Origin of the sequence: Pseudomonas sp. OST1909 (assembly GCF_015277575.1) — a bacterium.
GTDB lineage: Bacteria > Pseudomonadota > Gammaproteobacteria > Pseudomonadales > Pseudomonadaceae > Aquipseudomonas > Aquipseudomonas synxantha_A.
Map to the genome: position 1 here is coordinate 3,917,633 of NZ_CP063780.1, position 11,459 is coordinate 3,929,091.

The 11,459-nt window shown below is 60.3% G+C and carries 9 protein-coding genes; 3 read left to right on the forward strand and 6 right to left on the reverse strand.

The window, feature by feature from the left end:
• Positions 1–10 precede the first annotated feature (10 nt).
• Both IH404_RS16965 and IH404_RS16970 read right to left on the reverse strand, forming a co-directional pair.
• Positions 11–1,069: a diguanylate cyclase gene (locus IH404_RS16965; RefSeq protein WP_194438533.1), complete on the reverse strand. Its 1,059-nt coding sequence runs from the start codon at positions 1,067–1,069 to the stop codon at positions 11–13.
• Between the two features lie 80 nt (positions 1,070–1,149).
• Positions 1,150–1,782, reverse strand: a complete 633-nt coding sequence (locus tag IH404_RS16970; protein ID WP_194438534.1) for a LysE family translocator — start codon at positions 1,780–1,782, stop codon at positions 1,150–1,152.
• Between the two features lie 172 nt (positions 1,783–1,954).
• Between IH404_RS16970 and IH404_RS16975 the strand changes: the two genes are divergently transcribed.
• A complete protein-coding gene (locus tag IH404_RS16975) occupies positions 1,955–3,379 on the forward strand; it encodes a PLP-dependent aminotransferase family protein (protein ID WP_194438536.1) in 1,425 nt (474 codons plus the stop codon).
• 56 nt (positions 3,380–3,435) lie between these two features.
• Here IH404_RS16975 and IH404_RS16980 read toward each other — a convergent pair whose 3' ends face one another.
• Both IH404_RS16980 and IH404_RS16985 read right to left on the reverse strand, forming a co-directional pair.
• Entirely contained in the window at positions 3,436–4,875 is a 1,440-nt protein-coding gene (locus tag IH404_RS16980) for a serralysin family metalloprotease (protein ID WP_242462612.1), read from the reverse strand.
• A gap of 118 nt (positions 4,876–4,993) precedes the next feature.
• A complete protein-coding gene (locus tag IH404_RS16985) occupies positions 4,994–5,464 on the reverse strand; it encodes an Lrp/AsnC family transcriptional regulator (RefSeq protein ID WP_005788981.1) in 471 nt (156 codons plus the stop codon).
• A gap of 123 nt (positions 5,465–5,587) precedes the next feature.
• Between IH404_RS16985 and IH404_RS16990 the strand changes: the two genes are divergently transcribed.
• Together IH404_RS16990 and IH404_RS16995 are read left to right on the forward strand one after the other, a co-directional pair.
• Positions 5,588–6,832 (forward strand): methionine gamma-lyase, encoded by a 1,245-nt coding sequence (locus tag IH404_RS16990; RefSeq protein WP_194438537.1) that lies wholly within the window; start codon positions 5,588–5,590, stop codon positions 6,830–6,832.
• A 228-nt stretch (positions 6,833–7,060) separates the two neighbouring features.
• Positions 7,061–7,732, forward strand: a complete 672-nt coding sequence (locus tag IH404_RS16995; RefSeq protein WP_194440685.1) for a helix-turn-helix transcriptional regulator — start codon at positions 7,061–7,063, stop codon at positions 7,730–7,732.
• Between the two features lie 69 nt (positions 7,733–7,801).
• On the opposite strand, the gene IH404_RS17000 is transcribed toward IH404_RS16995, so the two are convergent.
• Both IH404_RS17000 and macA read right to left on the reverse strand, forming a co-directional pair.
• The gene (locus tag IH404_RS17000; protein WP_005788986.1) at positions 7,802–9,760 is read right to left on the reverse strand and encodes a MacB family efflux pump subunit; all 1,959 of its coding nucleotides are present in this window, start codon (positions 9,758–9,760) and stop codon (positions 7,802–7,804) included.
• 3 nt (positions 9,761–9,763) lie between these two features.
• Positions 9,764–10,915: a macrolide transporter subunit MacA gene (macA, locus tag IH404_RS17005; protein WP_194438539.1), complete on the reverse strand. Its 1,152-nt coding sequence runs from the start codon at positions 10,913–10,915 to the stop codon at positions 9,764–9,766.
• Positions 10,916–11,459 lie beyond the last annotated feature (544 nt).

Below are 11,459 nucleotides of genomic sequence, written 5' to 3' on the forward strand. Positions count from 1 at the left end.
CCCTATCTCACTAGACCGACCGCAACCAACCCTCCTGCACGGCGTTCACCCGGTTGCGCCCGCTGCTCTTGGCTTCGTACAACGCCTGGTCGGCATCGTTGAGCCAGCCGATGGAGTCGGCGTGGCTCGGCTGGTACGGCGCCAGGCCGATACTCAAGCTGACGCGCAATGCCGGATCCTGGGCATAGGCCAAGGCATTGAAGCGATCGCGCAAGGCCTCCATCACCTCGGTGGCGCGATTGAGGGGCATGTCCGGCAGGATCACGCAGAACTCATCGCCGCCATACCGCCCGGCCAGATCGGTGGCGCGCAGGTTCTGACGCAGCACTTTGCTCAATTGGCGCAGGACGATATCGCCGGTCACATGGCCGTAGGTGTCGTTGATGGTCTTGAAGTGGTCGATATCGATCAGCGCGATGGCGGCGCCCGCCTGGTTTCGGCGGCAGCGTTGGAACTCGATGTCCAGGTGGTCTTTCCAGGCGCCGTGGTTGAGCAGGCCGGACAAGCTGTCGGTGCGGCTCAAGGCCAACAGCTCACGCTTGTGCCGGGCCAGGGTCACGGCCTGGCGGTAGCAGATCCAGCCCAGCACCAGGGGATACAGCATCAGGATCGGCAGGCAGGCATACAACTGGGCCTGGGTGGTCACGGCGATAAAAGCAGGCGCAAAAATCAGCAGCGCCGCCCCCAGCCCCAGCGCCTGCGCCGCCCACCCCGCCAGCATAAAGCGCGTGCCACCGATGGCCACGTTGTTCATGGTCATCATCGACAGGGTGGTGACGCTGGGCAGTGGGTTGAAGTGCATCGCGCCGACCCAAAACCCGCCGCAAAAAGAATCGAACAACAGGCTACGGCGCTCACTGCGCAGGGTATGGGCTGCATGCAAAGACAATTGAAACGCCACATGCGGCCACACAAAAGCGTTGATCAGCATCCAGGCCCACACCCAAACGGAAGGACTCAGCGGATACATGGCAAACACCACGCAGACGAAGCCGAGGCTCAGCCCCAGAAGACGAGATTTGTACAAGCGCGAAGCGAGCGGAAGTCCCTTTCCTCCTACGGCTGGCATGGTGGGGTGCGATCCTGAGTGAGTGCCTGGAGTCTAACAGGGCAACGTCAAATCGCCACTACTGCTTACACGCTAATCCTTCAGTGTGAAAAGCCACGCGCCAGCATCCATGCAACGCCCAACAGCAGCACTGCGGTGCCCCGCTGCAACAACACCCGCCGCTTGGGGTTTTCCAGCACATGCTTGATGCGCTGGCCGAAATAGCAATACAGGCACCCGCTGGCAAATTGCAGCAACAGGAAGGTTGCCCCGAGGATGGCGATGTCCGCCGCCGAACTGTGCTCCCCCGCGCCTGCAAACTGCGGGAAAACCGCGCTGAACATGATGATGGTCTTGGGGTTGGAAAAGCCGGTCAACAGCCCTTTGCCAAACAGGCTGCGCGAGCCCTCCACGGCGCCCGCGTTGTTGATCGACACGCCGCTGCTGGTCCACTGCTTGTAGGCCAGGTAGAGAATATAGGCCACCCCTACAAACTGGATGGTCTGGGTAATCGCAAGGTTGCCCTTGATCAGCTCCGAGAAACCGACGGCAAAAATCAGCATGGAAATCAGGTACGACACACTGGCGCCGAGCTGCGCCGGGATCGAACTGCGCAGGCCGTCCTTCAAGCCCAGGCTCAGCAACAACAGGGTCATGGGGCCGGGACTGAAGGTCATGGTGGCGCAAAACAGCAGGAAGTAGAGAAACGAAGACAGGGTTAATGCACTTGTCATGGCCGCGGACCTTGAATGGAAAGAAACGCGCCTCAAGCGCCCGCCCCAGGGCGGTCTTGGCGGTCTGGTTACGGCGCAGTCTAGGGCAGCGGCATTGCACAAGGCAGGTAAAGTGATGCCTAATTCGGCCTGACTTCACCGGTAAAAGCACCGGCAAACACAAGGACGCGTCATGTTTGTATCCGCCATCGCTTTTGTGAAAGGCACCCCCAAGGTCCAGCAGATCGTCGAGGCATTCAGCCAGGCCATCGAGAACGGCGAATGGGCGCCGGGCAGCAAGTTGCCGTCGGTACGGGAATTGACCCAGACCCTGGGCGTGAGCAAGTTCACCCTCAATGAAGCGCTGGACCGCCTGCGCGGGCGCCATTTGCTCACCTCCAGCCAGGGCCGTGGCTACTTCGTGGCGATGGACAGCGCCCGGCCGGCAACGGCGACCTGGGTCGACTTGTTGCCCCAGGACCTGCTCAGCATATTGCGTCGTCCGCTGGTCACCGCCAGTGGCGAACTGCGTCCCGGCGGCGGGCACTTGCCGGAGGAATGGCTCAATGGCGACGCGATCCGCCAGGCCATGCGCAGCGTGGTGCGTGCGCCAACGCTGCGCATCGCAGGCTTGGGCACGCCAGCCGGGCTGCTGCCGTTGCGCCAGGCGCTGCAACAGAAACTGCACGGTGAAGGTTTGTCGGTGCCCGTGGAACAGATCATCACCACGCCCAACACTGTGCAGGGCCTGGACATGCTTATGCGCCTGCTGGCCCGACCTGGCGACACGGTGTTGCTCGACGCGCCGTGCTACTTCAACTTCCACGCCAACCTGGCGCTGCATGGGGTCAAGGTCGTTACCATTGAGCGCCGCCCCGACGGTTTCGATTTCGCGGCCCTCGAACAGTTGCTGGCCGAACACCGCCCCAGCCTTTACCTGACCACCAGCGTTTTGCATAACCCCACCGGGCATACCTTCAGCCCCAGCCAAGCGTTTCGCCTGCTGCAACTGACCCAGCAATACCACTGCCATATCGTCGAGGATGATCTTTATGGCGACCTGCACCCCAACCCTCCCCCGCGCCTGGCTGCCGTCGCCGGGCTCGACCAGGTCACCTACTTGTCAGGGTTCTCCAAGATCCTCAGCGCCAACACCCGGGTCAGCTACGTCGTGGCGGCGCCGCAACTGGCCGCCAACCTCACCCATATGAAGTTGATGAGCGGCGGCGTAACCTCCGAACTGTTCGAACAGATCGTCTACCGCATGCTCACTGAAGGCAGCTATGCCAAGCATCGCAAGCGTATGGTGCAACGCCTGATGGAGGCCGGTGGACGCGTCGAACAATGGCTCAAGCACTGCGGCTGCGAACTGCCGATGGCCTATGAAGGCGGAATGTTTATCTGGGCGCGCCTGCCGAAGGGGGTAAACGGCGAACTGCTGGCCCAGGAGGCGTTGAAACGCAGCATGGTGCTGGCGCCCGGTGCGCTGTTTGGCTACGACCCGGCCCATCGCGACTCGATGCGCTTCAATGTGGCCCACAGTGATGAGCCACGGGTGCAGCGGGTGTTTGAGGCGTTGTTGTTGCATGGGGTCGCCCAGAGCAATTCCCGCGTGTAGCCGTCAGGATGCCCTGGGGGGGTGAAGGTCTGTTTGCCGGAGCCGCGGTACGACCTTCAACTGACGATATCGCTGCGTTGCATTTGCCCCTCCACATGGAGTACGAAATTTGGCTCGCCCGGTGCGCCGGATATCTCCAGGGTACTTATTTTCAACACAGGGTTGTATGCCAACACGACTTCCCCGCTGATGCCTGAAAATGCGTCAACAAAGGTCAACTGCCCTTTGCCCAAGGATACCCGGATACCTGACACATCGACCTTGTCCTCGCCACTGACAAAATCCATGATCCGGTCGGGTTCGGCCTGAGTCGACTCACTGAGCTTCCCGTAGACGAACTCGTCCTTGCCTTTGCCTCCCCATAACATATCTGCACCGCCTGCGCCGTACAGCCGATCATTGCCATCGCCGCCCTTGAGTTGGTTGGCCACTTCGTTGCCCACCAGCAAATCGTTGCCGGCACCGCCGATGGCGTTTTCGATAATTGCGTTATAAGCAATACCGACGTTGCCCTTCAGGCCACCGACATCTGAAAATGAACCGTCCTTCAAGCTGATTTTCTGGTCCTGCGTATAACCAGAAAAATCCAGCGTGTCATTGCCACCGCCGTCCCAGATAGCCGCCACCATTTTATCGCGGCCCGATTTGACGCTAAGGAAGTCGCGGTCCGTGTTGGAGTTGAAACCGTAGGTGGTGTCATCTTTGCGAGTCGCATGGTTGGCGCCGTATTTATCCTGGTAGGCACTGATATCGTCCAGCATCGGCGCTGAAGCACGCCAGCCACCGTGGTTCATGTAGCTGGTGCGTTCGCCCCTGTAGCTCATGATGGAGTGGCTTTGAGAGTCTTCGTGATGACTCACTTGAGTTTTCTTCATGCTGCCATTGTAATCACCAGGGTGGGCCAACCCCATGGCATGCCCCAGTTCGTGGACAATGGTATAGCGCCCCGCATTGCCCAGGGCGGCATTGGCAACGGACTTATCGCCGTCTTTATTCACGAACCACACATCGCCGCTGCGGGCATCGTTGGGTTTTGGCAATACCGCATGGGGATTGCCGTTATAGGGGTGCCCCTTGGTATCGATCTTCTGAGCGTAATTCCCGATCGTTATATGACCTTCGCTATTCGCCGTTTTCGCGCTCTCGGTAAACTTGACGTTCGCTACGTCTTCAATGGATTGCAACCCCAGCCGCGTCTGATGCCGTTGGTTTTCCAGCACATCGGTGAACCCGGTCTTATTGAACTGCTGTTTATGCTCGCTCTTTGGGGGCGTCCGGAATTCATAGGTGACGTCATAAAGACCATCCCCATTCTTATCCGACCAACCAGGACTCTGGCGCCAGAGTTGCTTGGTCGCGTCTTCAGGTGACTTGGACGGTAGTCCGTTATGCTTTATGTCACCCCCTCGCTCATCTCGAGACTGAAAAGTCTGGATAGCTCGGAATGTATTACTCGGGCCAGAAGGAACGGTCGCCATACTTTCACGCTCGTACATTTGAAAAACGCTATCTTCAGATCTCTGAAGCGAGTGAACTGTAGGAGTGTGACGAAACGTGGCGCAGTTTTTACCTGTGGCTGTGCGTGCCGATTCAGGGACCGCTGTAGGACGCCCCTCACCCCGGCAACGGAATTACCCGCAACGGCCGCACCGACTTGTACGAAAAGCTCGAATAGATTTCCTTGACGCAGGGCAAGGTCTGCAAGACTTCGCGGGCAAACTCGCCGAACGATTCCAGGTCCTTGGCCACCACCTCCAGCAAAAAATCATAGCGGCCCGACACGTTATGGCACGCCACGATTTCCGGAATCTCCAACAGGCGCTGCTCGAACGCGCGGGCGATTTCCTGGGTGTGGCTGTCCATCATGATGCTGACAAACGCGGTCACCCCATAGCCCAGCGCTTTGGGCGAGAGGATCGCCTGATAGCCGCTGATCACCCCGCTTTCCTCCAGGGTGCGCACCCGGCGCCAGCAGGGTGAGGTCGTCAAGGCGACCCGCTCGGCCAGTTCGGCCACGGTCAGGCGGGCGTTGCCCTGCAATGCGTTTAAAAGGGCTTTGTCGGTGCGGTCCAGCTTGATGGGCATAACGTGCCTCTAATCATTATTTTTATCGGTGTTTGATTCACAAACGCGGGTTTTTCCAGCAGTTTTTGCAAGGTTCGTCCGTGGTTATGAGCATAGCATTGTAGGAAATAAGGAGCGCCCGACATGACCAATAAACACAACACCTGCGGTTTTTCCACCCGTGCCATTCACCACGGCTATGACCCCAAGGACCACCACGGCGCGCTCGTACCGCCGATTTACCTGTCGGCCACCTTCGCCTTTCCCACGGTTGAATACGGCGCCGCGTGCTTTGCCGGCGAAGCCAGCGGCCACTTCTACACGCGCATTTCCAACCCGACCCTGGCGCTGCTGGAATCACGCATGGCCACCCTGGAAAACGGTGAAGCGGCGGTGGCCTTCAGCTCCGGCATGGGCGCGATTGCCGCGACGTTCTGGACCCTGCTACGCCCGGGCGACGAGGTGATCGTCAGCCAGACCCTGTATGGCTGCACCTTCGCCCTGTTGCACCACGGCATCGGCGAATTCGGCATCAAGGTGCGGCATGTTGACCTGACCGACCTGGCCGCCCTGCAAGCGGCCTTGTCCCCGGCAACCCGCATGATCTACTGCGAAACCCCGGCCAACCCCAACCTGCGCCTGATCGACATCGCCGCCGTGGCCAGGCTTGCCCATCAACAGCCGAATGTCACCCTGGTGGTCGACAACACCTACTGCACGCCCTACCTGCAACGGCCCCTGGAACTGGGCGCCGATGTGGTGGTGCACTCGGCCACCAAATACCTCAGCGGCCATGGCGACATCACCGCAGGCATTGCGGTGAGCAACCAGGCGCTGGCACAGCGCATTCGCCTGCAAGGCCTCAAGGACCTGACCGGCGCGGTGATGTCGCCCCAGGACGCATCGTTGCTGATGCGCGGCCTCAAAACCCTGGCCCTGCGCATGGACCGCCATTGCAGCAATGCCCAGGCGCTAGCCGAAGCCTTACAGGCGCACCCGGCCGTGGAGAGTGTGATCTACCCCGGGCTGCGGTCCTTCCCACAGTACGAACTGGCGACCCGGCAAATGAAACTGCCCGGCGGCATGATTGCCTTTGAACTCAAGGGCGGGATCGAGACGGGGCGGCGCTTTATGAACGCACTGCAACTATTCACCCGTGCGGTCAGCCTGGGGGATGCCGAATCGCTGGCGCAACATCCGGCGAGCATGACCCACTCCACCTACACCCCCGAGCAACGTGCGCAGCACGGTATCAGCGAGGGCCTGGTGCGTTTGTCGGTGGGGCTTGAAGACGTCGCCGACCTGTTGGCGGATGTGCATCAGGCCCTGGCCAAGTGCCGCCGCAACACGGTGCGTCAGGCCGCGACAGCGCCCTCTGCAGTGAGATAGCGCCTACACGTAAAGTGATTTTTATCCTGGCGGTGGTCGGACGGATCCGACTACCGTTATGCGTTTTTAATCTGAATTTTATCGATTGGATCCCCCTGCCTTCGCCAGCCTGTACTAGCATGGTGGCGGCGGGAAGGATTATCTGTGCAGGTTATTCATAGCGGTTACCTTGTTGACTCCCGCCGCTATAACGCCCAATACCTGTACCCGAAACTCATGGACGAATTGATGAACTCACACCTGTTCCCACATATAGGCAAGGTCATCGCCAGCACCGGCAGCCGCCATTTCCCACGTATGCTGCATGACCTCATCCTCACCCAACTGGCTGTGGACGCCACCCATATCACCCAGCTGCAGGTCAACAGCGAAGGCCACAGCCGCCGCAAGATCAGCCCGGTCTACACCGACTCGGTGGCAACCCTGGGGGCCGAGCAGCCCGCCGCACAATTGCACCTCAGCCGACGCAAGGACGATGTGCGCTACGTGCTGTCGGTGTACCGCTCGCACCCCTCGCAGAGTTTTTCCGCCCAAGAGCGCAGCATGTTGCAGGACTTCTCCACGCTGTTGCTGCCCATGGTGGAAAAACACATCACCGCGATCCAGCCTGGCCGTCAGGACAGCCCGCCGACAGTGCCACAGCACCAGGGCATCGAAACCCTGCGCCGACGCATCCAGGAGCGCCTGGTGCAATCGGGGCTGACCCTGTCCAACCGTGAACTGCAAGTGTGCGTGGGCCTGCTGGCCGGGCGCACCGCACCGGAGTTGGCCGAACAACTGGCATTGAAGGTCAACACCATCGAAAGCTACCTCAAGCGCGCGGCGATCAAGCTGGGGATCAGTGGGCGGCATTCCTTGTTGCGGTGGATGTACGCCACCGAAGGCAGCACCAGCTTCTAAGCTGACAGCGGCAAAAATGTGGGAGGCGGCTTGCTCCCTCCCACATTGGTTCTCAATTGGCAGTAGACATCAGTCCCGGGCCAGCGCCTCGATCGGGTCCAGGCGCGCCGCGTTCCTCGCTGGTACAAACCCGAACACAATGCCGATCAGCGTCGAGCAGGCAAACGCGGTAATGATCGAACCCACCGAAAACACCATTTCCCACTCCTTCACAAACAGCGAAAACAGGTAGCCGATGGCGTAGGACAACGAGATCCCGATGATCCCGCCGATCAAACACACCATCACCGCCTCCACCAGAAACTGCTGGCGAATATCCGACTGGCGCGCCCCCACCGCCATGCGGATACCAATCTCGCGGGTGCGCTCGGTGACCGACACCAGCATGATATTCATCACGCCAATGCCTCCCACCAGCAATGAAATCACCGCAATCAACGACAACAGCAGCGCCAGGGAACGGCTGGTTTTTTGCACCGTCTGCATGATGCTGTCGAGGTTGTTGGTGAAGAAGTCCTTGGTGCCGTGACGTTGCAGCATCAGCTTGTTGACGTTGTCCTCCACCACCTTGCTCGGCTGGCCGTCTTTGATGCGCACGGTGATGCTGTCCAGATGACGCTGGCCCAACAGGCGCCCCGCCGCCGTCTCATACGGCACCCACACGTTCAGCGCCTTGCTGGCGGCGAACATATTCTTGTTGTCCGCCGTCACGCCGATCACCGTACACGGCAGGTTGCCGACCAGGATCACCTGGCCCAGCGGGTCGATGTTCGGCCCGAACAGCCGCTGGCGAGTGTTGTGGTCGATCACCACCACCTGCGCCTGGCGCCGCGCATCGCTTTCACTGAAGGCAATGCCGGCTTCCAGCTTGAGGCCCTTGACCTTGAAGTAGCGGTCACTGACGCCGTTGACCTGGGCATCCACATCGATGTTGCCAAAGCGCAGCAACAGGTTGCGGCCCACCACCGGCGTGGCGCTGTCGACGTAATACAGCTGGTTCAGCGCGTCCACATCCGAGGGCATCAGCGTCTGGATCGCCGAGGCGCGACTGTCACCAAAGCTGGTGCCGGAAAAGATATCGATGGTGTTGCTGCCGATCGCCTGGATGTCCTTGAGCACATAGCGCTTGGCGCCTTCGCCGATGGCCGAGATCGACACCACCGAGGTGATCCCGATCACAATGCCGAGCATGGTCAGCAAGGTGCGCATGCGGTGCGAAATCAGCGCCACCCAGGCCATGTTGAAGGCTTCCTTGAATAGCCCCAGGCTCGCCACCAGGCGCCGCGCACCACTGCGCCTGGGCTCGATCGGCGCTTCGCTGGGCAGCTCCAGGCCAACGCTGTCATTGACCTTGTCACTGACAATCTCACCGTCACACACCTCGACAATGCGCTGGGCATTCGCGGCGACCTTGGGGTCGTGGGTGACGATGATCACCGTGTGCCCGGCCGCGTGCAGCTCTGCGAGGATACGCATCACTTCCTTGCCGCTGTGGGTGTCGAGGGCACCGGTGGGTTCGTCGGCGAGGATCACTTCGCCGCCGTTCATCAGGGCCCGCGCGATACTCACGCGCTGTTGTTGCCCGCCGGACAGCTGGCTGGGTCGGTGGGTGATATGACTCGCCAGGCCCAACCGCTGGAGCAACTCCCGCGCGCGGCTGTGACGCTGGCTTTCAGGAGTGCCAGCATAAATCGCTGGCATTTCCACGTTGTGCAAGGCGCTCAGGTGAGCAAGCAAATGGTAGCGCTGGAAGATAAAGCCGAAGTAATCACGGCGCAGTTCAGCCAGTTGCTCATCGCCCAGGGAGCGGGTTTCGATGCCATTGATCTTGTAGCTGCCGGCAGTGGCGTAATCCAGGCCGCCAAGGATATTCATCAGGGTCGATTTGCCCGAGCCCGAGGCGCCGATGATCGCCAGCATTTCCCCGGCATGAATCGTCAGGTCGATGCCTTTGAGCGCGATGAATTCACGCTCGCCGGCCATGAAGCTGCGGGTGATGCCCTTGAGTTCCAACAGAGGCTGGGTCATGGCTCAGCTCCCTGCCACGGCGGGTGTGGCGTCGCCGATCACCACCTTGTCGCCCTCGGCCAGTCCATCCAGAATCTGCACCTTGACGTTGTTATTGATGCCGGTTCTGACGTTGCGCTCTACCGCTTTGCCCTTGGCATCCAGCACCCGCACCGGGTAACTGCCGTCGGCATTGCGCGCTCCCAGCGCCGCCACCGGCACCATCAATGCGGCCTCTGCGGTGTCGAGCACAATGCGCACCTGTGCGGTCATGGCGATGCGCAGGCGATGGTCAGGGTTGGGCACGTCGAACAGCGCGTTATAAAACACCGCGGTGTTCTGCTTGGGGGTGCCGGCGGTCTGGGTTTCGAGGAAGTTCTGCGGGGCTGGTTCAGTGCCGCGCAGTTTGGCGTAATAGCGTTTGTCCGCCTCGCCGAGGATGGTGAAGTACACCTGCTGGCCGGGGCTGATATGAATCACATCCGCTTCCGAGACCTGGGCCTTGACGGTCATGGTGTCCAGGTCCGCCAGCTTGAGCAGTACCGGTGCGAGCTGGCTGGCGATCACGGTCTGGCCTTCCTGGGTGACGATGCCCACTACGTCGCCGTCGATGGGCGCGTTGATGCGGGTGTAGGCCAGGTTGACCTTGGCGGTGTCGATCTGGATGTGTGCGCTTTTGATCTGTGCGTCCAGGGACAGCAGGTTGGCCTGCTGCACCTGGAAGCTTGATTCGGCGTCTTCGAAATCCTGGCGTGACACCGACTCGTCGGCCTGCAGGCCCTTGTAGCGTTCATAGACAGACTTGGCCTGCTTGAGCTGCGCGGCGGTGGCGCGGCGTTGGGCCTGGAGGTTTTCTTCGTCGACCTGGGCTTTGCGCAGGGTGTTCTGCAGGATCAGCGGGTCGATTTCGGCCAGCCACTGGCCCTTTTTTACCTTGTCGCCGACTTTGACTTTCAGCGATTTGAGCTGGCCGGAGACTTGGGCGCCGACGTCGACCTGCTTGATGCCTTCGAGCAGGCCGGTGGCCAATACTGCGTTTTCGATATCGCCGCGTTCGGTGGTGGCGGTGAGGTATTGGGGGGCGTCGGCGGGGGCCTTTACGGTGTAGATGATCAGGCTGATGGCGACGGCCAATGCTGCCAGGAGGCCGATTTTGCGGAATTTAGACGTTTGCATGGTTGGCTTCTTGATTGAGTACAGATCCGTTATTCGGGTAGAGGCGGCATCGGGTTGCAAAAGCAGAGTGAGGTTTCATTGACTTGCACTGCTTAAAAATGTGGGAGGGGGCTTGCTCCCGATGGCGGCCTGACAGCCGACCAGGATGTTGGATCAGAACGAGTACATATCCGTTATTTAGGTAACGGCCACTATTGGTTCCGCTCTTACAGCGGCTCACTTTTGAAAAGCGCAAAAGTAAGCAAAACGCTCTTGCCCCACCACTCGGCACCTCGCCTAGGCTCGGTGTGCCCGTAATCCGACAGGGATTTGGGGGGCCGCCGCCACGCGCCATCCATGGCGCGGGGCGGCTAAACCGGCATCCCTGCCGGTTTACCCCCCAAATCCCTGTCGAATTCCGGCCAGCGTGGTTTAACGGGGCGCCTAAGATCAAAAGCAGATCAAGATCAAGATCAAGGGCGGCTCGCTTCGCATCGTGGTTACCGGGGGCAAGCCCCCTCCCATACTCCTGCCATTTCTGACCCACCTCGACAGCCAAAACCGG